22 protein-coding genes and 1 pseudogene are annotated in these 26095 nt (G+C 58.5%); 12 read left to right on the forward strand and 11 right to left on the reverse strand.

All coding sequences use genetic code 11. The features are described from left to right. Positions 1–162 precede the first annotated feature (162 nt). Positions 163–1593 carry an exodeoxyribonuclease I gene (sbcB, locus tag PSH65_RS07090; protein ID WP_305425537.1) on the forward strand — a complete coding sequence of 477 codons (1431 nt, stop codon included), beginning with the start codon at positions 163–165 and terminating at the stop codon, positions 1591–1593. Positions 1594–1691: 98 nt separating this feature from the next. Here sbcB and mvaT read toward each other — a convergent pair whose 3' ends face one another. After that, entirely contained in the window at positions 1692–2069 is a 378-nt protein-coding gene (gene mvaT, locus PSH65_RS07095) for a histone-like nucleoid-structuring protein MvaT (RefSeq protein ID WP_007903853.1), read from the reverse strand. Between the two features lie 327 nt (positions 2070–2396). Here mvaT and purU point away from each other — a divergent pair, with 327 nt between their 5' ends. Continuing rightward, complete coding sequence (purU, locus tag PSH65_RS07100) at positions 2397–3245, forward strand: formyltetrahydrofolate deformylase (protein ID WP_007903852.1); 849 nt, start codon at positions 2397–2399, stop codon at positions 3243–3245. Positions 3246–3307: 62 nt separating this feature from the next. Continuing rightward, complete coding sequence (locus PSH65_RS07105) at positions 3308–3484, forward strand: hypothetical protein (RefSeq protein WP_305425538.1); 177 nt, start codon at positions 3308–3310, stop codon at positions 3482–3484. Positions 3485–3496: 12 nt separating this feature from the next. Here PSH65_RS07105 and PSH65_RS07110 read toward each other — a convergent pair whose 3' ends face one another. From PSH65_RS07110 to PSH65_RS07125, 4 genes and pseudogenes are all read right to left on the reverse strand, one after another. Further along, entirely contained in the window at positions 3497–4492 is a 996-nt protein-coding gene (locus tag PSH65_RS07110) for a lysylphosphatidylglycerol synthase transmembrane domain-containing protein (RefSeq protein ID WP_305425539.1), read from the reverse strand. Then, positions 4489–5265, reverse strand: coding sequence for a polysaccharide deacetylase family protein (locus PSH65_RS07115; protein ID WP_305425540.1), 777 nt, complete (start codon positions 5263–5265; stop codon positions 4489–4491). The genes PSH65_RS07110 and PSH65_RS07115 overlap by 4 nt, the downstream gene beginning before the upstream one ends. Then, positions 5258–6380, reverse strand: a pseudogene (locus PSH65_RS07120) (glycosyltransferase family 4 protein). Before PSH65_RS07120 ends, PSH65_RS07115 begins: the two are co-directional and overlap by 8 nt. Before the next feature lie 211 nt (positions 6381–6591). Continuing rightward, positions 6592–8481, reverse strand: coding sequence for a methyl-accepting chemotaxis protein (locus tag PSH65_RS07125; protein WP_305425542.1), 1890 nt, complete (start codon positions 8479–8481; stop codon positions 6592–6594). A 185-nt stretch (positions 8482–8666) separates the two neighbouring features. Between PSH65_RS07125 and PSH65_RS07130 the strand changes: the two genes are divergently transcribed. Beyond that, on the forward strand, positions 8667–10154 hold the full coding sequence (locus PSH65_RS07130; protein WP_305425543.1) for a helicase HerA-like domain-containing protein: 1488 nt from the start codon (positions 8667–8669) through the stop codon (positions 10152–10154). Positions 10155–10272: 118 nt separating this feature from the next. Here PSH65_RS07130 and PSH65_RS07135 read toward each other — a convergent pair whose 3' ends face one another. After that, positions 10273–10728 carry a DUF721 domain-containing protein gene (locus tag PSH65_RS07135; RefSeq protein ID WP_007906612.1) on the reverse strand — a complete coding sequence of 152 codons (456 nt, stop codon included), beginning with the start codon at positions 10726–10728 and terminating at the stop codon, positions 10273–10275. Positions 10729–11035: 307 nt separating this feature from the next. Between PSH65_RS07135 and secA the strand changes: the two genes are divergently transcribed. The 4 genes from secA (at position 11036) to PSH65_RS07155 (ending at position 16843) form a co-directional block, all read left to right on the forward strand. Next, positions 11036–13771 (forward strand): preprotein translocase subunit SecA, encoded by a 2736-nt coding sequence (gene secA, locus PSH65_RS07140; protein ID WP_305425544.1) that lies wholly within the window; start codon positions 11036–11038, stop codon positions 13769–13771. 135 nt (positions 13772–13906) lie between these two features. Further along, a complete protein-coding gene (gene argJ / locus PSH65_RS07145; protein WP_305425545.1) occupies positions 13907–15124 on the forward strand; it encodes a bifunctional glutamate N-acetyltransferase/amino-acid acetyltransferase ArgJ in 1218 nt (405 codons plus the stop codon). Between the two features lie 145 nt (positions 15125–15269). Then, on the forward strand, positions 15270–15902 hold the full coding sequence (locus PSH65_RS07150) for a glutathione S-transferase family protein (protein WP_305425546.1): 633 nt from the start codon (positions 15270–15272) through the stop codon (positions 15900–15902). Continuing rightward, entirely contained in the window at positions 15899–16843 is a 945-nt protein-coding gene (locus PSH65_RS07155; RefSeq protein ID WP_305425547.1) for a Nudix family hydrolase, read from the forward strand. The genes PSH65_RS07150 and PSH65_RS07155 overlap by 4 nt, the downstream gene beginning before the upstream one ends. Positions 16844–16977: 134 nt before the next feature. Here PSH65_RS07155 and PSH65_RS07160 read toward each other — a convergent pair whose 3' ends face one another. From PSH65_RS07160 to PSH65_RS07170, 3 genes are read right to left on the reverse strand one after another with little or no spacing between them, the layout of a single operon-like run. Further along, on the reverse strand, positions 16978–17559 hold the full coding sequence (locus PSH65_RS07160) for a cob(I)yrinic acid a,c-diamide adenosyltransferase (protein WP_305425548.1): 582 nt from the start codon (positions 17557–17559) through the stop codon (positions 16978–16980). A 2-nt stretch (positions 17560–17561) separates the two neighbouring features. Continuing rightward, complete coding sequence (locus tag PSH65_RS07165; protein WP_305425549.1) at positions 17562–19598, reverse strand: ATP-binding protein; 2037 nt, start codon at positions 19596–19598, stop codon at positions 17562–17564. A gap of 45 nt (positions 19599–19643) precedes the next feature. Continuing rightward, entirely contained in the window at positions 19644–20561 is a 918-nt protein-coding gene (locus PSH65_RS07170; protein ID WP_305425550.1) for a putative 2-dehydropantoate 2-reductase, read from the reverse strand. Between the two features lie 140 nt (positions 20562–20701). On the opposite strand from PSH65_RS07170, the gene PSH65_RS07175 reads away from it, so the two are divergent. Beyond that, positions 20702–21187: a YajQ family cyclic di-GMP-binding protein gene (locus PSH65_RS07175; RefSeq protein ID WP_149657896.1), complete on the forward strand. Its 486-nt coding sequence runs from the start codon at positions 20702–20704 to the stop codon at positions 21185–21187. Positions 21188–21311: 124 nt separating this feature from the next. After that, complete coding sequence (locus PSH65_RS07180) at positions 21312–22154, forward strand: mechanosensitive ion channel family protein (protein WP_305425551.1); 843 nt, start codon at positions 21312–21314, stop codon at positions 22152–22154. A 65-nt stretch (positions 22155–22219) separates the two neighbouring features. On the opposite strand, the gene PSH65_RS07185 is transcribed toward PSH65_RS07180, so the two are convergent. Next, positions 22220–23566, reverse strand: a complete 1347-nt coding sequence (locus PSH65_RS07185; protein ID WP_305425552.1) for an OprD family porin — start codon at positions 23564–23566, stop codon at positions 22220–22222. 898 nt (positions 23567–24464) lie between these two features. Between PSH65_RS07185 and PSH65_RS07190 the strand changes: the two genes are divergently transcribed. Both PSH65_RS07190 and PSH65_RS07195 read left to right on the forward strand, forming a co-directional pair. Further along, positions 24465–24890, forward strand: coding sequence for an HIT domain-containing protein (locus PSH65_RS07190; protein ID WP_305425554.1), 426 nt, complete (start codon positions 24465–24467; stop codon positions 24888–24890). A 3-nt stretch (positions 24891–24893) separates the two neighbouring features. Continuing rightward, the gene (locus tag PSH65_RS07195) at positions 24894–25100 is read left to right on the forward strand and encodes a SlyX family protein (protein WP_305425555.1); all 207 of its coding nucleotides are present in this window, start codon (positions 24894–24896) and stop codon (positions 25098–25100) included. Positions 25101–25163: 63 nt separating this feature from the next. On the opposite strand, the gene PSH65_RS07200 is transcribed toward PSH65_RS07195, so the two are convergent. After that, positions 25164–25766: a cold-shock protein gene (locus tag PSH65_RS07200; protein ID WP_038981954.1), complete on the reverse strand. Its 603-nt coding sequence runs from the start codon at positions 25764–25766 to the stop codon at positions 25164–25166. Positions 25767–26095: the final 329 nt, after the last annotated feature.

The following is a 26095-nucleotide window of genomic DNA, read 5'->3' on the forward strand; positions in this document are numbered from 1 at the left end:
TTGATGTGGCCTTGTCCGTCGGATGCTAGCAGCCTCTCGGGGGAAAACGACATAACTATGTATTGCACGGTGCGTGATCAGAGGTGATTGAATGACAAGAACTCTGGTCGGGGCGACGTATGTGCGCCTAGACTTCGTCGGTCTTCAGTTCAGGAACAACCCGTGACCTCGATCTTCTGGTACGACTATGAAACCACTGGCATCAACCCCCGTTGCGACCGCCCGCTGCAAGTGGCGGGGATTCGCACCGACTTCGATCTCAATGAAATAGACGAACCGGTCAACCTTTATTGCCAGCCCAGTGACGACATCCTGCCTCATCCGGCGGCGTGCGCGATTACCGGTATTACGCCCGCGCGTCTGGCCGAGCAAGGTTTGAGCGAAGCCGATTTCATGACACGGGTTCATGCCCAGCTCGCGGCGCCCGGCACCTGCGGGGCCGGGTACAACACGCTGCGTTTTGACGATGAGATGACCCGTTACAGCCTGTATCGAAACTTTTTCGACCCCTACGCACGGGAGTGGCAGGGCGGCAACAGCCGCTGGGACCTGATCGATGTGGTGCGCGCAGCTTATGCCTTGCGTCCTGATGGCCTTGTCTGGCCCAAGGACGACGAAGGGCGAGTCACGCTCAAACTCGAACGTCTGACCGCCGCCAATGGCATCGATCACGGGCATGCACACGAGGCGCTGTCGGATGTTCGCGCCACCATCGCCCTGGCGCGCCTGATTCGGGAAAAACAGCCGAAGTTGTATGACTGGCTGTTTCAATTGCGCAGCAAACAAAAGGTCATGGATCAAATTCGGTTGTTGCAGCCGATGGTGCATGTTTCCGGGCGCTTTTCGGCGGCCCGTAACTATGTGGGGGTGGTGCTGCCGTTGGCCTGGCATCCACGTAATCGCAACGCGCTGATTGTCTGTGACTTGCACTTGGACCCTCAGGGGTTGCTCGATCTGGATGCCGAAACCTTGCGTCAGCGGCTTTATACCCGCCGCGAGGACTTGGCCGAAGGCGAACTGCCGGTGCCGCTCAAGCTCATTCACATCAACAAGTGCCCGGTAGTGGCGCCGTTATCGGTACTGCGTCCTGTAGATCAGCAACGTCTGGGGCTGGATATGGCGCTTTATCAGGAGCGGGCGCTGCGGCTAAGTGACGCACAACAAGTTTGGCGAGATAAAGTGCCAGACATTTACTCCAGCGACGATTTCTCTCCGAGCCAAGACCCCGAGCAACAGTTATACAACGGTTTTATCGGTGATCGGGACCGGCGTCTATGTGAGCAAGTCAGAGCCGCCGACCCTTTGCAATTAGCACAAGAACAGTGGCCTTTCGATGATGAACGTTTGCCTGAATTATTGTTTCGTTATCGCGCACGCAACTTTCCCGATACGTTGAGCCTGGAAGAGCAAGAAAGCTGGCGAATATTCTGTCAGAAACGTTTGTGTGCACCTGAGTGGGGCGCGCCAAATACGCTGGATAGTTTTCAGGAGGTTGCTGCTCAATTGATGACTAGTGCTACATCGTTTCAGCGAGAGGTTCTGGATGAATGGCAGAATCATGTCCAGGCATTACGCAAACGTTTGAGTCTTTGAAAACGAAAATAATCTGCGCTTGAATTCCAGGCATAAAAAAACGCCAGCATTTGCTGGCGTTTTTTTGGTCGCGGATCAGTCCGCGACACGCTTGCGGCTTAGCCCAGCAGGGTAGCCCAGCTTTCAACCACGTCACCGCCCCACTTGGCTTTCCACTCTTTCAGAGTCTTGTGGTTGCCACCTTTGGTTTCGATGACTTCGCCGTTGTGCGGGTTTTTGTATTGTTTAACTTTGCGAGCACGTTTGGTGCCAGTAGTTTTTACTGCGCCGCCACGTGGAGCCTTGGTTTTGGACTCTGGATCCAACAGCGCGATGATGTCACGCAGGGATTTGGAGTATTCGCCCATCAGGGTGCGCAGTTTGCCTTCGAATTCCAGCTCGGTTTGCAGTTTGTCGTCTTGGGACAGATTCTTCAAACGGGCTTGCAGCTCTTTGATAGCTTCTTCGGTGGCGCGATATTCGTTGATCAAGGACATGAGGACTACCTTATGTTGGGCGCTGGATGGCAGGGTGACAGTGCGACAATAATAGTCAGGGTGTTTCATCAAGTAAACATTTAACCGGAGTTTTATTTAAATTAGTTGCGGAACAGGACACACATTGGAGTGACAGTTAAATAGCGTCACAAATGTTCACAGTTGACCTCTTGAAGATTGCCCGCAAGAACACCATCGCGTGGGGCAGCGTGGTGCTTGCAGAACCTGTACCGGACCTGCGGGCAAAGCCACACGTCATCAATACTGCAGTTTTGCTGCGCAATCGCTAGAATGGCGGCCTTTGCGAAGTTCTGGAGTTTCCCCCTCATGCGCACTTTTCGGCTGGTGATTGCTTGCCCGGACCGCGTCGGCATCGTTGCTAAAGTCAGTAACTTTCTGGCGTCACATAATGGCTGGATCACTGAAGCGAGCCATCACTCGGATAATCTCAGTGGCTGGTTCTTCATGCGTCACGAAATTCGTGCCGATTCGCTGCCTTTCGGTATCGAAGCCTTTCGTGAAGCGTTTGCACCGATTGCCGAAGAGTTCTCGATGGACTGGCGCATCACCGACACCGAGCAGAAGAAACGCGTGGTGTTGATGGCCAGCCGTGAATCCCACTGCCTGGCCGACTTGCTGCACCGCTGGCACAGTGACGAACTGGACTGTGAAATCGCCTGCGTGATTTCCAATCACGATGATTTGCGCAGCATGGTCGAGTGGCACGGTATTCCTTACTACCATGTCCCGGTCAACCCACAGAACAAGGAGCCGGCCTTCGCCGAAGTTTCGCGTCTGGTCAAACAGCACGAAGCCGAAGTGGTGGTACTTGCCCGTTACATGCAGATTCTGCCGCCCGAGTTGTGCAGCGAATACGCCCATAAAGTCATCAATATTCACCACAGCTTCTTGCCGTCGTTTGTCGGCGCCAAGCCATATCACCAGGCGTCGATGCGCGGAGTGAAGTTGATCGGCGCTACCTGCCACTACGTCACCGAAGAGCTGGACGCCGGTCCGATCATCGAGCAAGACGTAGTGCGCGTGAGTCACAGCGACAGCATTGAAGACATGGTGCGCTTCGGCCGTGATGTCGAGAAAATGGTGCTGGCCCGTGGCCTGCGTTATCACCTGGAAGACCGGGTGCTGGTGCATGGCAACAAAACCGTCGTGTTCTGATGGTCTGCGGATCGCTCCCACGCTCCGCGTGGGACCGATCCAGGTGAAGAGAGAACATGACCATGGCCGATCCATTGGACAAAGCTACATCCAAAGCACCCGCCACATTGGGTGAGGGCTGTTTGAGTCGCTATGACCCGGATGACCTGAGCCCCGAAGACGGCACGGAGTTTCCCGGTGCCGCCGAGTTGTGGGAGCAGTTGCAGGACGATTCCGACGATGCAGTCGGGGATGCCTGAAAAAAAGATCTTTTAAGCCTGCTTGAGCTTCATCAACTTCCTGAGCAATGGCCGCCCGAGCATCAGCAAAAACACCGGGCCACCGACCACCAGATAGAAGTAATAGGTCACTGTCCGCCAGATCAGAATCGCCGCCGCCGCGGTGGATTTTCCGACCATGGGCGCCAGCAGCGCCGCCGATGTCAATTCCGCCGCCCCGGCACCGCCCGGCAACAGGCTGAACTGCCCCGCACTCAGTGACAGCATCTGGATCAGAAAACACCAGGCCCACTGCAGATCCACGCCCAGCCCACGCAATGCCAGATACAGCACGCTATAGCGCAAGAGCCAATGCAGACAGGTCAGTGCAAACACCGTGATCAATGTCTGAAAGGGCAACTTCAGTGTGTCAGTGAACGCCGCCAGGAAGTGCAGGAGCTTTCGCGCCCAGCGCATCCGGGTGGCGCCTTTGACATTGAGACGAGCGAGCAACCGACCACTCAGACGAATCAGCGAGCGGTGGTAGCGAGCCGCTAATACGCAACTGAATAACCCACCGAACATCGAGATGGCGCTGACGGTCAGCAGCCATTCCATGCGCTGACTGAGGTGCTGGAACAATGCATAAATCAGAATTCCGCTCAGCGCGCAGAGAAAAAACAGCAGATCGCTCAATTGGTCCATGGCGAACACGGCGCTGCCCCTGGCCGGCCGCACGCCGTGACGTGCCAGCAACGCCATGATGGTCAGCGGCCCGCCACTGCCGCCGGGGGTGGCGCAGTAGGCGAATTCGGCAGACATCACCACCCCAAGGCTTTTGAAGCGACTTACCTTGTCGCGCTGATCACCCAGCAACAGGCGCAGGCGCTGGGTGTTGAGCATCCAGCACAGCAGGATCATGCCGAACATGATCAGCAACCATTTCTGCGGAAAGCTTTGCAACCGCGACCATGTTTCTCCGCCACCCAGCAACGACGGAATGAGCACCGCCGCGAGCAGGGCGACGACCAGCAGAATCCCGCGGCTCATGCGGCGCGACCGATGGGGTCGCGTTGCTTTGCCAGCCAGTTGGCCTTGGTCATGGGCACACGACCCTCGTCGAGCAAGCGCTTGAGGGTGTGCAGCCAGTAGTGACGCGAGAACTCATGGCGCATGTCCACGGGGTGCAGACCGAGACGAATCACCGGCGCCTGGCGCCAGCGTTGTTCACGCTGATCGCTGACGATTTTCGACAGGCCGCGACGCCAGGCGCTGCGCGCGCTCCAGACCAGGCACGGGGCATCGATCGCGGTGAAATCCGGCAATCGATACAGATGCTGCGAGTCGCTGGTGTAGCGCAGCGGTAACTGGCGCAAGGCTTGGCGGGTGCCTTCGCTCATCAGCCAGGCAGGAGCGACGAAACCTTCCAATGGCCAGTTGTAGCGGTGGAACACCTCGATTCCGGCACGCAGGCGGGTGAGGGCGGCTTCCTGTGACAGGTCGTAGAACTCGCCTTCATGGGTGTAGATCCGGCGCATGAACCAGTCTCGGGGAGTGATGGGGATCGGTCCTTCATCGCAATGAAAGTAACCGTGCAGTGCCAGTTCGTCGCCGCAAGCGACGCGGCGGGTCAGCAAACGTCGAAACGCCGGATACGCGTCCAGGTCGTTATGCTTGTGGTAATTGGGCACCACCAGCCAGGTAATCGGCACCTCGCCCAGCGCGTCGACGGCTTCGACGAAGGCTTGATAATCGGGCCAGGTGTGCGGCGCAACGTCGTGCAATACCAGTAACAGGCTGGGCGCGTTCATGGGCTCAACCATTGGCGGTCAGTGGCCATTGAGTGCCGAGTACGGCGTGATAGTGCCCCAACAGGCTGTCGACCACGATATCCCAAGCGTAATGTTGCTCGACATGGCGGCGGGCTTGTTTGCCCAGCGCGGCGCCTGCCCTGACTGAACAGTTCGCGCACAGCGTTGGCCATCGCCGCTGGATTGTTCGGCGCGCAAAGCAGGCCGCATTGATCGGTGACAATTTCCTGAAAAGCCCCAGCCGCCACGGCCACCACCGGAATGCCGCTGGCCATGGCTTCGAGGACCACCAAGCCAAAGGTTTCCTGATCACCGGCATGCACCAGCGCATCGGCACTGGCCATCAATCGCGCGACCTGCGCTGCCGGGTAGAACTCATCGAGGACGGTGACATTGCGCGGTACCAGGGTCGGCATTGACGAACCCACCAGTAACAGGTGATAGCGACGACCCAGGCGTTTCATGCATTTGAGCAGCACCGGCAGGTTTTTTTCCTTGGATCCTCGACCGGCGAAGATCAGCAGGTGAGTGTTTTCATCGATGCCCAATTCGGCCCGCAAGCCTGGATCCCGTTTACTGGGGTTGAACGTTTGCAGGTCGACGCCCAGTGGTTGTACGAAAACGTTCTTCACGCCCAACCCGATCAGTTTATCGGCCATGATTTGACTCGGTGCCAGCACCCGATCGAAGTTGCCATAGAGCTTGCTTACATAAGCTTCGACATTGGGTGTAACCCAGTTGCCCATGCGATTGCTGACCAGCAGCGGCAGGTCTGAATGATAAAAACCGATCACCGGCACATCAAGTTGACGCTTGGCGTCCAAAGCAGCCCAGGCAGTCAGGTATGGGTCGCCGACTTCAATCAGATCGGGCTGCAAATCCTGCAGAACATTGCGCCACGGCGCGAGACGGAGGGGGAAGCGATAACCCTTGCCAAAGGGCAGGGCAGGGGCCGGAACCGTGTAAATGCCATCCTGTTCACTCAAATGAGCCCCAGGGATCAGCAAGCTGTGACGAATGCCTGGCTTATTGCCCAAGCGGCGGTGTTTGGCATCCAGATAAGTGCGCACGCCACCGCTGGCAGGGGCGTAGAACATGGTTATGTCAGCGATATGCACGATGAACATCCCTCCGGGACCGTTGTTCTCCCTTTGGTTGACCTATATGAAGGATAGATGTTCGATTGGGGTTTTGCGGTGGGGATGTCAGCGGGGTTTTGCGGGATTGGCAGACCGTCTTCGCGGCCAAGCCTCGCTCCACAGGTTATGCGCAGTTCAGAATGATGCGCCAATCCCTGTAGGAGCGAGGCTTGCCCGCGAAGAGGCCCGCAAGAGTGACTTAAATACGGAAACTGCCCACCAACTGCTTCAAGCGCGAAGCCTGTTGCTCAAGGTCCGAGCACGCACGCAAGGTCGATTGCAGGTTTTCCACGCCTTCCTGGTTCAAGGTGTTGATTTCGGTGATATCCACGTTGATCGACTCAACCACCGCCGTCTGTTCCTCGGTCGCTGTGGCCACGGACTGGTTCATGCCGTCGATTTCACCGATGCGCAACGTCACGCTGTTCAAGCGTTCACCAGCCAGGTTGGCGATTTCCACGCTGTCCTGACTGTGGCGCTGGCTGTCGCTCATGGTGCTGACGGATTCGCGGGCACCGACTTGCAGCTCCTCGATCATGGTTTGCACCTGTTGCGCCGACTCTTGCGTGCGGTGCGCCAGGTTGCGCACCTCATCGGCCACCACGGCAAAACCACGCCCGGCTTCACCGGCCCGCGCCGCTTCGATCGCCGCGTTAAGCGCCAGCAGGTTGGTTTGCTGGGAGATGCTGGTGATCACTTCGAGAATCTGCCCGATGTTCACGGTTTTGCTGTTCAGCGATTCGATGTTGGTACTCGAGGCGCTGAGCATGCTCGACAGCTGATTCATCGCGGCAATGCTGCGATCCACCACTTGCTGGCCGTCCTCGGCCAGACTGCGCGCGTCGCTGGCCTGGCTTGACGCCTGGGCTGCGTTGCGGGCGATTTCCTGGGCGGCGGCGCCGAGCTGGTTGATTGCCGCGGCGACACTGCTGGTGCGTGAGGCTTGCTGGTCGGAATTGAACATCGACGAATTCGAGGCGGCCACCACACGCAGAGCCACTTCGTTGACTTGGCCGGTGGCCGAGGACACTTCGCGGATCGACGTATGAACCCGTTCCACGAAACGGTTGAACGCCGTGCCAAGGATGCCGAATTCGTCCTGATTCTGGATGGTCAGGCGCTTGGTCAGGTCGCCTTCACCGTCGGCGATGTCTTCCATGGCGCGGGTCATGAGGTGCAGCGGCTGGATCAGGATGCGGATCAGCATGCCGAGCAAGGCGATGATGATTGCCACGGCAATGAGGGTTGCGACGACCGCCGAGGCGCGAAATTCGCTGAGCATCGAGAAGGCTTTGTCCTTGTCCACCGACAGACCGATGTACCAATTGACCGAGGACAGGCCTTTGATTGGGGTGAACGTGACGATGCGGGTCTTGCCGTCGACGTCGATTTCACTGAGTTCGCTGCTGATGCGCGGGGTGTTTTTTGGGTACGCCTCGCTCAGGGACTTCATCGCCAGGGCTTTGTCCGGGTGAACCAGGATCTTGCCGTCGGCGCTGACCAGGAACGCATAGCCCATACCGTCGAAGTCCAGCGCGTTGAGGCTGTCGGCGATCACCTGCAAGCTCAGGTCGCCACCGACCACGCCGATACTTTGACCGTCCTTGAGCACACTGTTGACGATGGAAATGACCAGTTGGCCGGAAGCGAGATCGATGTACGGTTCGGTCAGTGCCGAGCCGCCGGTGCTTTGGGCACTCTTGTACCAAGGCCGGGCGCGAGGGTCATAGCCATCAGGCATTTTGCTGTCTGGGCGGATGATGAAGGTGCCATCCTTGTTGCCCAGATAGGCGCCCATGAAGGTCGAGGTCACCGCCTTCTGCTCAAGTAGCGAGGAGACGTTGCCGATGTCAGCGTTCAGTGCGACGTTTTGTGACAGGTTTTCGATCAGCAAGCTGCGTCCGGCCAGCCAGGTCTGGATATTGTTGGCCGTCACGCTGCCCATTTCTTGCAGATAGTTGTCCAGGTCTTCGCGAATGGCGTTGCGCTGCAAATAGTCGTTGTACAGTGTGAACGAGGCGAAGGCAGCAATAACGATGAGGGCGGCGGCAAGCAGTATTTTATGGCTGAAGCGCAGATTTTTATTCATGGCTTGGGGGTCCGCTAAAGTCTTAATGTCCAGGGCGTGCTTTTATAAAGGCGCGCAAAATGGGCAGTGTTGAAAGTAAGCTGATATTTCCACTGCTCCTTAGGGAATTACCGACGCTATTTTTCAGTCTGGTCTCTCGCTTGTTATCGGCCATGAAGGATCAAAGATTAACCATGGGTGACAAAATGCCTGACTCATCGCAACTCGTTATCGGCGCCGATCTCACGGGCCAGTCCATCGCCCAGGCCATGCGCCTGGCCAACCGTCATGGCCTGGTAGCGGGCGCTACCGGGACCGGTAAAACCGTCACCTTGCAGCGCCTGGCCGAAGCCTTCAGCGATGCCGGTGTGGCGGTGTTCGCGGCGGATATCAAAGGCGACCTGTGCGGCCTGGGCGCTGCCGGCAACCCTCAAGGCAAGGTCGCGGACCGGATCGCCGGGATGCCCTGGCTGAACCATAAGCCTCAGGCGTATCCGGTGACCTTGTGGGACATTAACGGTCAGTCCGGTCATCCACTGCGCACCACCTTGAGCGAAATGGGCCCGTTGCTGCTCGGCAGCCTGCTGGAACTGACCGACAGTCAGCAGTCGGCACTTTATGCCGCGTTCAAGGTGGCCGACCGCGAAGGGTTGTTGCTGCTGGATTTGAAGGATTTGAAGGCGCTGCTCAATCACCTGCGCGACAACCCCGAATTGCTGGGGGATGACGCCGCGTTGATGACCACCGGTTCCAGCCAGGCGCTGTTGCGCCGTTTGGCGACGCTGGAACAGCAGGGCGCCGAAGCGTTGTTCGGCGAACCGGCGCTGCAACTCGAAGACATGTTGCAACCGGCCCTGGATGGTCGCGGGCGCATTCACTTGCTCGATGCCAGTCGTCTGGTGCATGAAGCGCCGAAGGTCTATGCGACGTTCCTGCTCTGGCTGCTGGCCGAACTGTTCGAGCAATTGCCGGAGCGTGGTGATGCCGAGAAACCGCTGCTGGCGCTGTTTTTCGACGAAGCGCACTTGTTGTTCGCCGGTACGCCCAAGGCGTTGCAGGAGCGTTTGGAACAGGTAGTGCGACTGATCCGCTCGAAAGGCGTGGGGGTATATTTCGTTACCCAATCACCGGGCGACTTGCCCGATGATGTGCTGGCTCAACTGGGCCTGCGCATTCAGCACGGTTTGCGCGCGTTTACTGCCAAAGAACAGAAATCCCTGCGCGCCGTGGCCGAGGGCTTCCGGCCGAACCCGGCATTTGACGCCTTGTCAGTATTGACGGAGCTGGGGATCGGCGAGGCGCTGGTCGGCACCCTGCAAGACAAGGGCACGCCGGGGATGGTCCAGCGTGTATTGGTTGCACCGCCGCAATCGCGGATCGGGCCGTTGACCGAGACCGAACGCACCGTGCTGATCGCCGGTTCGCCGTTCAAGGGGCGTTACGACAAACCGGTCGATCGCGAATCAGCTTATGAAGTGCTGATGGGGCGTAAAGGGCTGGCGCCGGATCCTGAAGCAGCGCCGGGCAAACCTGCACCTGAAGAGCCGAGTTTCACCGACAAGGCCGGGGAACTCCTCGGCACGGCGGCAGGCCAGGCATTGAAATCAGCTATGCGACAGGCGGCAAATCAATTGGGCCGACAATTGGTACGCGGGTTGATGGGCTCATTGCTCGGCGGCAGCAAACGCCGCTGACAAGTGGGTAATCAAAATGTGGGAGCGAGCCTGCTCGCGATTGCGGCCGGACATTCAACACATGTGTTGACTGATACACCGCTATCGCGAGCAGGCTCGCTCCCACATTGGTTTTATGTCAGGTTTTGGGTTTGGCGTGCGCCGCCAGGCGTTCGAGGGCCGCCCGCAGGTTCGGGTCGGTAATCCCGTCAGCCGTTGCCTGAATGGTCGCCGCCGCATCGGTCGACAAATTTATCGTATGCCCCGCAGCCCCTTGCTGAACGGTAGGCGGCTGAACCTTGAACAGGATCCGCGTCAGGCTGGCGAACTCGTCGAACAGCTGTAACTGCCGTTGCAGACGCTTTTGCTGATAGCGCAGGCGGGTGGCCCAGTGGCCGTCGGTGACAATCAGCAATAAACTGCCTTCACGCCACGACGCCACATGGCAATGCTCGCGGGCAGCCGGCTGCAACTGGCTTTCCACCAGGCGTTGTAAATGACCCAGGCGTTGAGCGTGGCCAAAGATGGCTTTCAGCGGTTTGGCTTCGCGAAGCAGAACGGCGGGTGCTCTGGCCGTGAGAGGGCGAAATGCCATGATCAGACACCTGAAGTAACAGAGCGGCCATGGTAACAGAAAGCATCCGCTGCCCCCGACCCATTGCTTTGTGAGCGCTTTACTCATTAAATCAACGAGTAACTTGTGCCCTCGATGGGTTGAAGTTCAGCAAAAAGCCCTTATTTTAAGTGAGCCCCGTCACAGCGCAGTGCATGCATCGTGGAACAACGCCACTTTCCTCACCATCGTTTCCGGGTAGAATGCTCGTTCGCATGCGGCCATGAGGGCTGCACGGGCGACTCACGGGGCCGCCCTCCATCCCTTTAGTGTGGAAGATCCTGCCGATATGTTTGCGCCTTTGTTAAAGAAACTTTTTGGAAGCAAGAACGAGCGTGAAGTCAAACGCATGCTCAAGACGGTGCAGCTCGTCAATGCCTTCGAAGAGCAAATGGTAGCCCTTTCGGACGATCAATTGCGTGCCAAGACCGACGAGTTCAAGGCCCGCCTCGCCAAAGGGGAATCCCTCGACAAACTGCTGCCAGAAGCCTTTGCGGTCGCCCGCGAAGCCGGCAAGCGCGTCATGGGTATGCGCCACTTCGATGTCCAGCTGATCGGCGGCATGACCTTGCATGAAGGCATGATCGCGGAAATGCGTACCGGTGAAGGCAAGACCCTGGTGGCGACACTGGGTGTTTACCTCAACGCGCTGTCCGGCAAGGGCGTGCACGTTGTGACGGTGAACGACTACCTGGCCCGCCGTGACGCCAACTGGATGCGTCCGCTCTACGAATTCCTCGGCATGACGGTCGGCGTGGTCACCCCATTCCAGCCGCCGGAAGAGAAGCGCGCCGCTTACGCCGCCGACATCACCTACGGCACCAACAACGAATTCGGTTTCGACTACCTGCGCGACAACATGGCGTTCAGCATGGAAGAAAAATTCCAGCGCGAACTCAATTTTGCCGTGATCGACGAAGTCGACTCCATCCTCATCGACGAAGCCCGTACCCCGCTGATCATCTCTGGTCAGGCCGAGGACAGCTCCAAGCTGTACATCGAGATCAACAAACTGATCCCGCAGCTGCAATTGCACGTCGAAGAAGTCGAAGGCGAAGTCACCAAGGCTGGCCACTACACCGTGGACGAGAAGACCCGTCAGGTCGAACTCAACGAAGCCGGTCACCAGTTCATCGAAGACATGCTGACCCGCGTCGGCCTGCTGGCTGAAGGCGAGAGCCTGTACTCGGCGCATAACCTCGGTCTGCTGACCCACGTTTATGCCGGCCTGCGTGCGCACAAACTGTTCAATCGCAACGTCGAATACATCGTGCAGGACGGTCAGGTCGTGCTGGTCGACGAACACACCGGCCGCACCATGCCGGGTCGCCGTTTGTCCGAAGGCCTGCACCAGGCCATCGAAGCCAAGGAAAACCTGAATATCCAGGCCGAGAGCCAGACACTGGCGTCGACCACGTTCCAGAACTACTTCCGTCTGTACAACAAGCTGTCCGGCATGACCGGTACCGCAGACACCGAAGCGTTCGAGTTCCACCAGATCTACGGTCTGCAGGTCATGGTGATTCCGCCGAACAAACCGTTGGCGCGTAAAGACTACAACGACCTGGTGTTCCTGACCGCCGAAGAGAAATACGCGGCGATCATCAACGACATCAAGGAGTGCATGACTCAGGGCCGTCCGGTGCTGGTGGGTACCGCCACCATCGAAACGTCCGAGCACATGTCCAGCCTGCTCGTGAAGGAAGGCATCGAACACAAGGTTCTGAACGCCAAGTTCCACGAAAAAGAAGCCGAAATCATTGCTCAGGCCGGTCGTCCGGGCGCACTGACCATCGCCACCAACATGGCCGGTCGTGGTACCGACATTCTGTTGGGCGGTAACTGGGAAGTGGAAGTCGCTTCGCTGGAAAACCCGACCCCTGAGCAGATTGCCCAGATCAAGGCCGACTGGCAGAAGCGTCACCAGCAAGTGCTGGAGTCGGGCGGCTTGCAGGTGATCGCTTCCGAGCGTCACGAATCGCGCCGTATCGACAACCAGTTGCGCGGTCGTGCCGGTCGTCAGGGCGACGCCGGTTCCAGCCGTTTCTACCTGTCGCTGGAAGACAGCCTGATGCGCATCTTCGCCTCTGACCGGGTGAAGAACTTCATGAAGGCGCTGGGCATGCAGTCCGGTGAAGCGATCGAGCACCGCATGGTGACCAACGCCATCGAGAAGGCTCAGCGCAAGGTTGAAGGTCGTAACTTCGACATTCGTAAACAGCTGCTCGAGTTCGACGACGTCAACAACGAACAACGTAAAGTGATCTATCACATGCGTAACAGTTTGTTGGCCGCTGACAACATTGGCGAAACCATCGCCGATTTCCGTCAGGACGTGCTCAACGCAACCGTCAGCGCGCACATTCCACCGCAATCGCTGCCAGAGCAGTGGGACGTGGCCGGTCTGGAAGCGGCGCTGCAGAGCGACTTCGGTGTGGCGTTGCCGATCCAGCAATGGCTGGACGAAGACGATCACCTGTATGAAGAAACCCTGCGCGAGAAGCTGATGAACGAGCTGATCGCCGCGTACAACGAGAAAGAAGACCAGGCCGGTGCCGAAGCACTGCGCACCTTCGAGAAGCAAATCGTTCTGCGCGTACTGGACGACCTGTGGAAAGACCACCTGTCGACCATGGATCACCTGCGTCACGGCATCCACTTGCGTGGTTATGCGCAGAAGAACCCGAAACAGGAATACAAGCGCGAGTCCTTCACCTTGTTCTCCGAGTTGTTGGATTCGATCAAGCGCGACTCGATCCGTGTGCTGTCGCACGTTCAGGTTCGCCGCGAAGACCCGATCGAAGAAGAAGCTCGCCTGCGTCAGGAAGCCGAAGCACTGGCTGCGCGCATGCAGTTCCAGCACGACGAAGCCCCTGGCCTGGAGCAACCGGAAGTGTTGGGTGAAGAGGTCGATGTAGCCCTCGCCACCGCACCGGTGCGCAACGAGCAGAAGCTGGGTCGTAACGAGCTGTGCTACTGCGGTTCGGGCAAGAAGTACAAGCATTGCCACGGGCAGATCCAGTAAACCCGTTTCATACGCTGAAATACCCGCGCCGCGACCGGCTTATGCCGTCGCGGCGTTTTGCCATTTAAACCACCGCGCCACGTTAAAAGAACGGGGTAATGACGGTGCAGACAATACTTTTTAAGGAGCGCATTCATGGCTGTTGGTCTTGGTCCTTTGCCCACGTTGCACCCGGTTGCCGGTTTTGAACTCGGTATCGCCTCGGCCGGCATCAAGCGCCCGGGGCGCAAGGATGTCGTGGTCATGCGCTGTGCCGAAGGTTCCACCGTGGCGGGCGTGTTCACCCTGAACGCCTTTTGCGCCGCTCCCGTGATCCTGGCCAAACAACGCGTGCAAGGCCCGGTGCGTTACCTGCTGACCAACACCGGCAATGCCAACGCCGGCACCGGCGAGCCAGGCCTGGCAGCTGCTGAGCGCACTTGCGCCAAACTGGCTGAGCTGACCGGTGTCGATGCAAGCCTGGTGCTGCCGTACTCCACCGGTGTGATCGGCGAGCCGCTGCCGGTCGAAAAAATCGAAGGCGCGCTGCAAGCCGCCCTTGACGATCTGTCGGTGAATAACTGGGAAGCCGCCGCTACCGGCATCATGACCACCGACACCCTGCCGAAGGGTGCCAGCCGCCAGTTCCAGCATGACGGCGTGACCATCACTGTCACCGGCATCAGCAAAGGCGCGGGCATGATTCGCCCGAACATGGCGACCATGCTCGGCTATATCGCCACCGACGCCAAAGTCTCGCGCGATGTGCTGCAAAACCTGCTGCTGGACGGCGCCAACAAGTCGTTCAACCGCATCACCATCGACGGCGACACCTCGACCAACGACTGCTGCATGCTGATCGCCACCGGTCAGGCAGCACTGCCGGAAATCACCTCCGCCAGTGGTGAATTGTTCGCCAAGCTGAAGCAGGCCGTGTTCGAAGTGTGCATGGACGTGGCCCAGGCCATCGTGCGCGATGGCGAAGGCGCGACCAAGTTCGTCACCGTGGAAGTCAACGGCGGCGGCAATCACCAGGAGTGCCTGGACGTCGGTTACACCGTGGCCCACTCGCCGCTGATCAAGACCGCGCTGTTCGCCTCCGACCCGAACTGGGGCCGCATTCTGGCCGCTGTGGGCCGTGCCGGCGTACCGAACCTGGACGTGAGCAAGATCGACGTGTTCCTCGGCGACGTGTGCATCGCCAGCCGTGGCGCGCGCTCTGCCACCTACACCGAAGCCCAGGGCGCGGCGGTGATGCAGCAGGAAGAAATCACCATCCGCATCGAGCTGGGTCGCGGCGATTGCAGCGAAACCATCTGGACGACTGACCTGTCCCACGAATACGTGAAGATCAACGCCGAATACCGCACTTAATACAGTTAGACCGAGTCGCCCCCATCGCGGGCAAGCCCGCTCCCACAGGACCTGCGCTAACCCTGTGGGAGCGGGCTTGCCCGCGATGACGGACGACCAGACGCTAGATATTCTGGCTTGTTCCCCTGACAAGAAGGCACCAAACATGAGCCTCCACCTGATCATCGGCGACAAACTGTATTCCTCCTGGTCCCTGCGCGCCGCGCTGGCCCTGGACCTGACCGGCGCGTCCTACACCGAAGAACTGATCAAACTGAACCAGCCCGACACTCGCGAGCGCCTGCTCAAGCATTCGCCGACCGGGAAAGTCCCGCTGCTGAAAACCGAACACGGCACCATCGCCGATTCGCTGGCGATTGCCGAATACCTGGCCGAACAATTCCCCGATGCCGGCCTCTGGCCCAAAGACACTGCCGCCCGTGCCCAGGCGCGTTCGGCGTGCGCGCAGATGCACAGCGGCTTTTTCGCCATGCGCGGCAACATGCCGTTCGACCTGAGCCACAATGCGCCGCTGTCGCCGACCCCGCCTGAGGTTCAGGCTGAAATCGAGCGCATGTTGGCGTTGTGGGCTGAATGTCGCGCCACCGCGACTGAAACCGGCCCGTTCCTGTTTGGGGGCGCGACCCTGGCCGATGCGTTTTTTGCACCGATCGCCGTACGCCTGCGCACCTATCAGGTAAAACTGCCCGAGGTCGACGCGGCCTATGTTGAAACCGTCTACCAATGGCCAGCCTTCAAGGCCTGGCAGAAGGCGGGTCTGGAGGAAATAGAGCGGTGAAACGAGTCCATGTAGCAGCCGCGGTTATCCGCGATAGCAGCGGCAAGATCCTCATTGCCCGCCGTGCCGACACTCAGCATCAGGGCGGTTTGTGGGAGTTCCCCGGTGGCAAGGTCGAGGATGACGAATCCGTCGAAACGGCCCTGGCTCGCGAGCTTCACGAAGAGCTGGGTATCGTGGTCAATACCGCGCGACCGATGATCAAAGTCCGCCACGATTACCCAGACAAGCAGGTGTTGCTGGATGTCTGGGAAGTCTCGGCGTTTACCGGCGAACCCCATGGCGCCGAAGGTCAGCCTTTGGCCTGGGTGACCGCGCGGGAGTTGGTGGACTACGAGTTTCCGGCTGCCAACCAACCGATTGTCGCCGCCGCCCGTTTGCCCGGCGACTACCTGATCACCCCGGAGGGCCTGGAAACCCCGGCCTTGCTGCGCGGTATTCAGAAAGCCATCGCCGGCGGCATCAAGCTGATTCAATTGCGCGCGCCCAACGGCTACGACCCGCAATACCGCGATCTGGCGGTGGACGCAGCGGGGCTGTGTGCCGGCAAGGCGCAGTTGATGATCAAGGGGCCGTTTGAATGGCTCGGGGATTTCCCGTCCGCCGGTTGGCACATCACGTCGGCGCAGTTGCGCAAGTACGCGGCGGCCGGGCGTCCGCTACCGGCTTCACGCTGGTTGGCGGCGTCTTGTCACAACGCTGAAGAACTGGCGTTGGCCGAGCAGATGGGCGTGGACTTCGTGACCCTTTCGCCGGTGCAGCCGACGCAGACGCACCCGGATGCGCTGCCATTGGGTTGGGAGCAGGCTTCGACCTTGATTGAGGGCTTCAGTAAGCCGGTGTTTTTGCTGGGTGGGGTTGGCCCGGCGGAGCGGCAGAAAGCCTGGGAGGCGGGGGCGCAGGGTGTGGCGGGGATTCGGGCGTTTTGGCCTGAAGCCTGATTCTACGGTGTTGCTGCTGGCGCCATCGCGGGCAAGCCCGCTCCCACAGTAGTTCGTAGCGGACACAGATTTGTGTACGACGTTGATCCCTGTGGGAGCGGGCTTGCCCGCGATGGCGTCTTCGGACGCGCCGACTAAACCTCGGGCTTGGCCGCAGGCTGCCACAAAATCTCGGCAATCCCCTGACGCTTGGCAATCAACCGTGCCGCCACAAACAACAAATCCGACAACCGATTGATATACGCCAGGCCAACCCCGGCCAGCGGCTCGATCGCATTCAACTGCTGACAGCGCCGCTCGGCACTGCGCGCCAGGCAGCGGCATACGTGAGCCTGGGCAATCAGCGCCGAACCACCGGGCAGAATGAAATTCTCCAGCGGCCCCAACTCTTCATTCCACGCATCGATCGCCGCTTCCAGGCGCTCGATTTCTGCCGTATTCAGTGCCTGATACACCGGCATCGCCAGTTCGCCACCCAAGTCGAACAACCGATGCTGGCAGGGCGCCAACACCTCGATCACTTCGTTAAGCCCGGGAAACTCGGCACTTTGCGCCGCCAACCCGGCCAACAGCACGCCCACCTGGCTGTTCAGCGTATCGACTTCGCCAATGGCCTCGATGCGCGGATGGTCCTTGGGCACCCGGCGGCCATCGCCGAGCCCGGTCTCGCCTTTGTCGCCAGTGCGGGTGTAAATCTTCGACAAGCGAAAGCCCATGGTTACCTCGACAGCTGATTGAGTTCTTGAGAAACCACCGGAGTGCCCGACAACGGCAGGCGCAAGGTGAAACAGGTGCCTTGGCCCGGCGTCGATTGCACTTCCATCTGGCCTTTGTGGTTGTTGGTGATGATGAAGTACGAGACTGACAGTCCAAGGCCGGTGCCCTGACCGATTTCCTTGGTGGTGAAGAATGGCTCGAATGTGCGTTTGCGCACGTTCTCGCTCATGCCGATGCCGTTGTCCTCGACCTGAATTTCCGCCCAAGGCGGATTCAGTTTTGTACGCAGAATAATCCGCCCCGGTTCGCGATCGTCTGTGCGCTGGTGAATGGCTTGCGCGGCGTTTTTCAGCAAGTTGAGCAGCACCTGTTCCAGTTCATTGGCGGTGCCGGGCACCGGGCCCAGCGCCGGATCGAACTGCCGAATGATCGCCTGACCCTTGAAGTCGAAGCCGATGGCCAGGTCAAAGTCGTTGCCAGCGATTTCCACCGCTTGATCGATCAACGCCGGCAAATCGCAGGGAGCCATCTGCCGGGTACTGCGGCGACTGAAGCTGAGCATGTGCGTCACGATTTTTGCCGCCCGGGCGCCGGCCTGTTGAATGCCATCAAGTAACTGCGGCACTTCGCGAGCTTTCAGGTACTGGTTGACCGTGTCCAGCTCGATGCCCAGTTGCTCGGCCTGTTCGAGGTTTTTCGGCAGATCGGGTGACAAGCGCCGACGAATGTTCTGCACGTTGTGCAAGATTGCGCCCAGTGGATTATTGATTTCGTGGGCCATGCCAGCGGCGAGGCCACCGACCGAGAGCATTTTTTCCGACTGCACCATCATTTCTTCCAGGGACAGACGCTGAGTGATGTCGTCGATCCGGATCACCACGCCGCGCCCGGCACCGCCCATCAACGGATAAAACGTCAGGGCGTAATGCTTGGGTTCATCGTCCTTGAGCCAGGTCACGCGTTCGATCTTCGCCACCGTGTGCTGCTCGACGGTTTGCCTGAGCTGCGGCAGGAACGGTTTGAGCGGTTCGAAGGCGAGGAAGATCGGCTGGTTCAAGGCTTCGTCCAGAGGCGTACCGGACAGGGCGCTGGCTTCCTGATTCCACTGGGTCACGTAGAGCTGCTCGTCGAGGGCGATCAGTGCCGACGGCATGGAGTCGATGATGCTGTTGAGGTAGTTCTGGAATCCGGTGAGCTTCTTTTCGATCTTGCTGCGCACCTGAACTTCCAGCTCCAGCTTGCGGTTGGTGTGACGGGTTTCTTCGGCCAGCCCCTGGGCCTGATCGTAAGCGGCCTGGGAGTCGTCGCGGGCGCGCTTGAGTTGCTGCTCCCGAGCCTCGATGCGCGAGAGCATGGTGTTGAACGCTTCGGCGAGGCTGCCGATTTCGTCGTGGTTGCCGCGAGAGGCGCGCAGGGCGTAGTTCTCTTCCCGGGTCACTTGCCGGGACAACTCTTCGAGCTGATGGATGGGGCGGGTAATCAGGCGTTTAATCTGCCGGGCGATCACCAGCCATAACAGTACGCTGAAGATCAGAATCCCCAAACTGGCGGTCAGGGTCCCGGTGTAGAACGCCATCGGCAGTTCGCTGCTGGCCACCAGCAGCAAATGCCCAGGCGCAGTGCCGGGGCGGGGCAGGGTGATGACTTGGTTGCTGCGGAACTCCATGGCTTGCCAGGCTTCGAGGTGCCGGAAATGCTCCGGCAGATGGAGCTTGTCTCCCTGCTGCAGCTGCGCCAGAAGCACACCGTTGCCGTCATAGAGCGCTGCTGCACGCAACGGTGTATAGCTGTTGAGTTCGTTGAGCAGGCGCTCGGCGGTTTGCGGCGACTTCAAGGCGTCGGAGACCAGGCTGGGGTTGGACACCAGCCGGCCGATGGTCTGCAAGGCCTGGGGGGCCATGCTTTCCTGCGAGATGTAATAGGCGGCGCTGATAAAGGTCAGGTTGGCGACCAGCAAAACGGTGGTCAACAGCACCAGCAGGGCGGCCAGCAATTTCTGGCCGACTGGAAGGTTTTCAAGGCGCTGGCGCAATGGCATCAGGTTCATCGCTGAAAAGGAACAAGTGGCCAGCGTAGCCGCTGCTCAGTCGCTGGGCAATCCAAGGCTGTGCAGATGGGCGATCAAGCGCTGCTGCAATTGATTGAGGTGGGGCAGGTTCAACTGATGCCGCGACGCGACTTTGCAGGCATGGCCCAGCAGGTAGCTGATTTCGGTGCGGCGCTGATTCGCGACGTCCTGGTACATCGAGGAGAAATTGGCCGCGGTGGCCTGGATCACTCGTTCGACTTCCACCCGCAGGTTTTCCGCCGCTGCCGGCTGGCCGCAGCGCTCGAGCAGCTCGGTGAGCTCGGCGCACAGGGTGGCGACTTCGCAATGATGCTGCTGCAAACCGCCGTTGCGGCATTCGTGCAGCACGGTCAACGGGTTGATCGCACAATTGAGCGCCAGTTTTCGCCACAGCCTTGTGAGGATGTCGGTGCTCCATTCATGGGGAATGCCGGCGGCGCTCAAGTCCTCCAGCCAGATCGGCGCCACCGGGTGGCCGGCATCCCCCAGCCAGGTGTAGCCATGACCGGCGAACACCACACGCCAATCGCCATCGCGAAATGCCCCTTCGGTGCTGGAGGCGAAGATGCAGCGCGCCTGAGGCACCTGCGCGGCAACCGCGTCCTGACTGCCGAGGCCGTTCTGCAGCAGGATCAGTTCGGCGTCGGGTGTTAGCCGATGAGCGAGCCGGGCCACGGCTTCTTCGGCGTCGTAGGCTTTGCAGGCCACCAGCAGGCGGCGGATCGGCTCGTCGCTGTCGGCTGTTTCGCCGGGCACTGGATACAGCTGCGCTTCGCCATGTTCGACCAGCGTCAGCCCGCCAGCCGTCTGATAGGCCTGTAAGCGTGTCGCGTCCCGCACGATCAGCCTGACCGGTACGTCAGCCCGCGCCAGACGTGTGGCCCAAAGGGTGCCGAGGCTGCCGGCGCCGAGAATATGCCAAGGGGTAGACATCAGTGTTTTGCTCGGTTTGACGCTGGCATGTGTGGCTCGCAGTATCGGTTGGAAAAGACCCGTTATAATGAGCCCGATTTTAACCGCAAGCCAAGCGCGCTCCATCGTTATCGAGCGTGCCTTTTTATTGGAGAGATTACATGCCGTCGTTCGACGTGGTATCCGAACTGGACAAACACGAAGTCACCAACGCGGTCGAGAACGCCGTCAAGGAACTCGATCGTCGTTATGACCTGAAAGGCAAGGGCAGTTTCGAGTTCAAGGAAAAAGACCTGACCGTCAACCTGACCGCGGAAGCTGATTTCCAGCTCGAAGCGATGATCGAGATCCTCAAGCTGTCCCTGGTCAAGCGCAAGATCGATGTGCAGTGCCTTGAAGTCAAGGATGCCTACGCGTCGGGCAAGCTGATGAAACAGGAAGCGGTACTCAAGGAAGGCATCGACAAGGAGCTGGCGAAGAAAATCGTCGCTCACGTCAAAGACGCCAAGCTCAAGGTCCAGGCCTCCATTCAGGGCGAGCAAGTGCGTATCACCGGCAAGAAACGTGACGATTTGCAGGAAGCCATTGCAGCCCTGCGTGCCAAGACGTTCGACATGCCGCTGCAGTTCAACAACTTCCGCGACTGACTTTTCAAGCGGGACCTGTGGGAGCGAGCTTGCTCGCGCCCACAGGGATTGTGTTTATTCCGGTGGGTCTTTTTCTGCCGCTCATTTTTTGCGTGCCGGGTAGCCGGAAATCAGGAGAAAAAAGATGGATTTGAATGCTGAAGTGGACAACCTGGTCAAGGCATCCCAAGCCTGGATTCCAATGATCATGGAATACGGCAGCCGCGTGCTACTGGCGGTGATTACCCTGGCCATCGGCTGGTGGCTGATCAACAAGGTCACGCAAAAACTGGGTGGCCTGCTGGCGTTGCGCAATGCCGACCTGGCGCTGCAAGGTTTCATCAGCAGCCTGGCGAACATCATCCTCAAGGTTTTGCTGATCGTCAGCGTGGCGTCGATGATCGGCGTGGAAACCACCTCGTTCGTCGCGGCCATCGGTGCAGCCGGCCTGGCGATCGGTCTGGCCTTGCAGGGTAGCCTGGCGAACTTCGCGGGCGGCGTGCTGATTCTGTTGTTCCGCCCGTTCCGCATCGGTGACTGGATCGAAGCCCAAGGTGTTGCCGGTACGGTCGACAACATCCAGATCTTCCACACCGTATTGCGCACCGGTGATAACAAAACCATCATCGTGCCTAACGGCGTTCTGTCGAACGGCATCATCACCAACACCAACCGTCAACCGACCCGTAAGGTCGTGTTTGATGTAGGCGTGGCTTACGAGGCGGACTTACAGAAGGCCCGTCATGTTTTGCTGGACCTGGCCAAAGATGAGCGCGTTTTGGCTGACCCGGCACCTCAGGCAGTGATTTCTACTCTGGGCGACAGTTCGATTACTGTTTCCCTTCGAGTGTGGGTGAAGACGGCGGATTATTGGGATGTGATGTTCATGTTCAACGAACAGTCCCGTGATCGTTTGAAAACGGCCGGTATCGATATTCCGTTTCCACAGCGGGTGATTCGAGTGGTTCAGGAGTCTGCAGTGCAGTAAGCAACAAAAGAGGCCCATCCGAAGATGGGCCTCTTTGTTTGTTACCGCAAACTAACTTGATGCGATTACAAAATCGACAGCGGGTAGTCGACGATCACACGGAACTCTTTCACGTCGCCTTCACCTTCGTCGGCGTTAGCAAAGTGCCAAGCTTGACGGAAGCGGACGGACAGATCTTTTGCCGGGCCAGACTGAACAACGTACTTGGCTTCGAAGTTGGTTTCGTTGTGCTTGCCATCTTCACCGTACAGGCCGGCGTAAGCGCTGCCTGCTGGAGTTTTGGTACCGTCGATGTCCCAACCTTTCACGTAACGGGTCATGAAGCTCAGACCAGGAACGCCGTACTCAGCCATTTTCAGATCGTAACGGATCTGGGCAGACTTCTCGCCAGGGGCGTTGAAGTCAGAGTACTGGATGGAGTTGGCGAGGAAGATCGAGTCGCCGCCGCGGTTGTTTTTGCCAATACCGACGTAGTCGAACGGGGTATCGCCATTAACCTTTTGGAAGGCCAGGGTGATGGTGTGTGCTTTCAGGAACGACAGAGCAGTGGCCAGCGAGAATGCTGTGTTGCTAATGTCACCGGCTTTCGCGTCACCGGTGTCGGTGGTGCGGTAGATGTTGAAGTCGGTGTTCAGCGACGTGTCACCACCAAATGGAGTGGTGAGGTTCACGTTGGCGTAGTACTGGTTCCAGATGTCTTCCAGCTTGGCGCCATACAGCGATGCGGAAAGGTTATCGGTAATGCCGTACTTGCCACCGAAATAGTCGATGCTGTTGGCTTCAACGCCAGCGTAGTTTGCAAACAGGCCGCCGTCACGGGCGTTTTTGTCCTGGCTGGAACCCGAGTAGAAGTGACCGGCTTCGAGGTCAAGGTCTTTGACTTCGCTGCTCTGCAGTTGGAAACCGCTGGCAACTTGAGGAAGGATACGGGAACCGCCAACAGCAAACACTGGAGCAGTGCTTGGCGACATGTCGCCGAATTTCAGCTCGGTTTTGGAGACGCGGAATTTAATGGCCCCCCCGGCTTTACCCTGACTGTCGTTGACGTCGCGGCCACCGTTAGCGTTGACGGTGTCGCTACGGCTCATGTTGCCCGAACCGGAAGTGCCATCGCCGCCATCCAGTTTGATGGCCAGGTAACCGAATGCATCAACGCCAACGCCAACAGTACCCTGGGTGTAACCGGAGCTGAAGGTGCCCCAAAGACCTTGGGTCCAGTCTTTAACGTCGCGGGCGCCATCTTTGTTGTCACGGTTGAAGTAATAGTTGCGAATCAGCAAGTCGAACTTGGCGTCTTCAACAAAACCTTTGGCTTCAGCCTGGTCACTTACGAACGGTGCGGCCGTAGCCATTTGAGTACTGGCTGCTGCTGCAACTGCCAGTGCGATCATGCTCCACTTCATCACGCGCATCGTGATTTGCTCCTTTGGTTTTTAGAAGAGTACTGCCGTCCCGCCTGTTTTATTATCCGGGCGGCTCTTTCTTTTTGTGTCGGCGCAAACTTATATCACGCCGACCATGTTGGCGATACTTGCGCATCTAACCTTTCAGCTTCTTTACGACCCTGTCGCAAATGGCTGGGTAGATGTCGCAAATTCACAATCCCGACGCAATCGGACTGACAACTTCAGCGTTGTTTTCCATGACTTGAGCATCGGTAAAAAAGAGTCCCTGGTCCTGCACTTGAATCTCCATCGGGCAATCCTGCCACTGTTTTTATTGGCCTTAAGGCTTCCACTTCCAGCAGACGCCTTATAGACGATATAGGTGTGAATGCAACAAGCGTGCACAAATCGGAATTCTGTTGCTGTTTTTTTTCAAAGGCCTGCCTGCTGCTGTAAAAACCCCATAAAACCGGGGGGTTCAAGCTCGTTTTACTTGAGCTTGACGCCATGCTTCGCATCGTGTTTACCACATCGAACCAGTGGGGGCGACAACCAAAAACGTTACCGGTTCACCCCGCCAGTGAGTAGTTAGCGGATGCTGACGCACTGAGCGTAGACGCGTTGTGCGGTTTTGGTGCAAAAAATTTCAATTGCTGTACCGAATTCATACAGTGTCGTTTTGTGATCGAATCGAACAGCCCGTTGTTTATCGGTCATTTCGCCATTTTTTGTGCGGTGGCTGGTTCTGTCATGGTGCATGCCTGATCAAAATGGCTTATGTCGGGGCGCCCGGAGGACGCTGCAGGCGGCAGTTCGTCGTGAAGCGCTTGGCGTTCGCAGGTATGCTGCCGTCCTGTCGCTTGGTGCGCCGTCTTTCGGTAGGGGCGCTAAGCTGAAAAAAGATGACCAGAGGGGAGTGTGCGCTGTGTTCGCTTTAGATCCACGACTTCAACAAGACACGTTGCCGATCGGCGATTTCCCGCTCTGTCGGCTGTTGTTGTCCAATGATTCGAACTACCCGTGGTTCATCCTCGTGCCACGCCGCGAGGATATCAGTGAAATATTTCAGTTGGATGGCGCAGATCAACAGCAGCTGTGGCGGGAAACGACTGAGCTGGCGGAAATCCTCAAGGACTCGTTTGACGCGGACAAGTTGAACGTCGCGGCTCTGGGTAACGTCGTCAGTCAGTTGCACATGCATGTGATTGTGCGCAAGCGTGAGGACGCCGCCTGGCCAGCTCCGGTCTGGGGCAAACAGCCGGCCAAACCCTACAGTCCAGAGCAGATCGCGACGATTCGCGAGCGGCTGCGTCTGGTGTTGACCGATGACTTCACATTTCTGGAGGGTTGAGTCATGAGCCTGGAAGAACGCGTTACCGATCTGGAAAGCCAGTTGGCGTTTCAGGATGACACCATCCAGACATTGAACGATGTGCTGGCGGCGCAGCAACATGCGGTTGAGCGCCTGCAACTGCAAATGACGGCGCTGATCAAGCGGCAGGAAGAAATGGTCGGCCAGTTCGAGTCCTTCGAAGAAGAGGCGCCACCGCCACATTACTGAAAAGCAAATCATAAAAAAACCGCGAACAGCCTGGGCTGTTCGCGGTTTTTTTTAGCCTTGGAGTCAGCGACGCGGCAGGGCGGCGATCACATCTTCGGCTTGCAGGCCTTTGTCACGGTTCATGACAGAGAACTCCACGCGCTGGCCTTCCACCAGAACGCGGTGGCCTTCACCGCGAATGGCCCGGAAGTGCACGAAAATATCATCACCGGAATCACGGGAAATAAAGCCGAAGCCCTTGGAGGTGTTGAACCATTTAACGGTGCCAGTATCGCGGTTGCTCATGTCATAGCTTGGCGAGGCGGCGGCCGGTGAAGATTTGTAGAAACTGACGGCCAGGTGCAGAAAAATGGCGATCAGGGCAACGACCAGACTGAACAGAACGGCAGGTTGACCGGCGATGACAGGCATCGGGGCGATCAGCGTCAGGGTTTGCAGCACGACAGCCAGAACCAGCAAGGCGCTGACCAGGTTTTGCAGTTGGTGACGCGGACCTTTGTTCCAGTAAGGAATAACAGGTGCAAGGGTGAGGTTGAGCAGGCCGAAAAAGGCCAGGTACAGCGCATCGGGTTGTTGCAGGTAAGGTACCGCTTCGGATCGCAGGCTAGGGATGAAGGACAGCAGCAGGGCTGCTGCGCCCATTAGCAGGTGGACGATTTTCAACATTTCGATTAACTCACGTTAAGACGGATCACAAGGAAGAGCTGATGGAGCACGGTTCGCTTCAGAACAATAAGAGGCGTTGGACACGTACCGGGTATCAGCCTATGCGCAACCCCCGGAAAATAGGCGGTAGCGACACACTGCCTATTTAACAGCAAAGCCCGCGGCTACTCAAATCAGGCGGTCCAGCGGTGCTTCCTTTTGGCCGCTGTGCAGATGACGCTTGCTGAGTGTTGTTCGCGCGCAGTGTTCCTCGGATCTTTTGCCTTTTCATCGAGTGATGTTGCGTCAGCATTTGTGGGAAAACGTCCGGCCTAGGACGTGCTCCATGA

The organism is Pseudomonas sp. FP603, from assembly GCF_030687415.1.
Taxonomy (GTDB): Bacteria; Pseudomonadota; Gammaproteobacteria; order Pseudomonadales; family Pseudomonadaceae; genus Aquipseudomonas; species Aquipseudomonas wuhanensis.

Bases quoted from the DNA above. Each gene is read 5' to 3' on its own strand.
- PSH65_RS07135 (WP_007906612.1), bottom strand. From the start codon at position 10,728: ATGGCATTTCGCCCTCTCACGGCCAGAGCACCCGCCGTTCTGCTTCGC.
- mvaT (WP_007903853.1), bottom strand. From the start codon at position 2,069: ATGTCCTTGATCAACGAATATCGCGCCACCGAAGAAGCTATCAAAGAG.
- PSH65_RS07150 (WP_305425546.1), top strand. From the start codon at position 15,270: ATGAGCCTCCACCTGATCATCGGCGACAAACTGTATTCCTCCTGGTCC.
- PSH65_RS07170 (WP_305425550.1), bottom strand. From the start codon at position 20,561: ATGTCTACCCCTTGGCATATTCTCGGCGCCGGCAGCCTCGGCACCCTT.
- PSH65_RS07200 (WP_038981954.1), bottom strand. From the start codon at position 25,766: ATGTTGAAAATCGTCCACCTGCTAATGGGCGCAGCAGCCCTGCTGCTG.
- PSH65_RS07105 (WP_305425538.1), top strand. From the start codon at position 3,308: ATGGCCGATCCATTGGACAAAGCTACATCCAAAGCACCCGCCACATTG.
- PSH65_RS07115 (WP_305425540.1), bottom strand. From the start codon at position 5,265: ATGGTTGAGCCCATGAACGCGCCCAGCCTGTTACTGGTATTGCACGAC.
- PSH65_RS07180 (WP_305425551.1), top strand. From the start codon at position 21,312: ATGGATTTGAATGCTGAAGTGGACAACCTGGTCAAGGCATCCCAAGCC.
- PSH65_RS07130 (WP_305425543.1), top strand. From the start codon at position 8,667: ATGCCTGACTCATCGCAACTCGTTATCGGCGCCGATCTCACGGGCCAG.
- argJ (WP_305425545.1), top strand. From the start codon at position 13,907: ATGGCTGTTGGTCTTGGTCCTTTGCCCACGTTGCACCCGGTTGCCGGT.
- PSH65_RS07185 (WP_305425552.1), bottom strand. From the start codon at position 23,566: ATGCGCGTGATGAAGTGGAGCATGATCGCACTGGCAGTTGCAGCAGCA.
- PSH65_RS07175 (WP_149657896.1), top strand. From the start codon at position 20,702: ATGCCGTCGTTCGACGTGGTATCCGAACTGGACAAACACGAAGTCACC.
- purU (WP_007903852.1), top strand. From the start codon at position 2,397: ATGCGCACTTTTCGGCTGGTGATTGCTTGCCCGGACCGCGTCGGCATC.
- PSH65_RS07195 (WP_305425555.1), top strand. From the start codon at position 24,894: ATGAGCCTGGAAGAACGCGTTACCGATCTGGAAAGCCAGTTGGCGTTT.
- secA (WP_305425544.1), top strand. From the start codon at position 11,036: ATGTTTGCGCCTTTGTTAAAGAAACTTTTTGGAAGCAAGAACGAGCGT.
- PSH65_RS07165 (WP_305425549.1), bottom strand. From the start codon at position 19,598: ATGCCATTGCGCCAGCGCCTTGAAAACCTTCCAGTCGGCCAGAAATTG.
- PSH65_RS07160 (WP_305425548.1), bottom strand. From the start codon at position 17,559: ATGGGCTTTCGCTTGTCGAAGATTTACACCCGCACTGGCGACAAAGGC.
- PSH65_RS07125 (WP_305425542.1), bottom strand. From the start codon at position 8,481: ATGAATAAAAATCTGCGCTTCAGCCATAAAATACTGCTTGCCGCCGCC.
- PSH65_RS07110 (WP_305425539.1), bottom strand. From the start codon at position 4,492: ATGAGCCGCGGGATTCTGCTGGTCGTCGCCCTGCTCGCGGCGGTGCTC.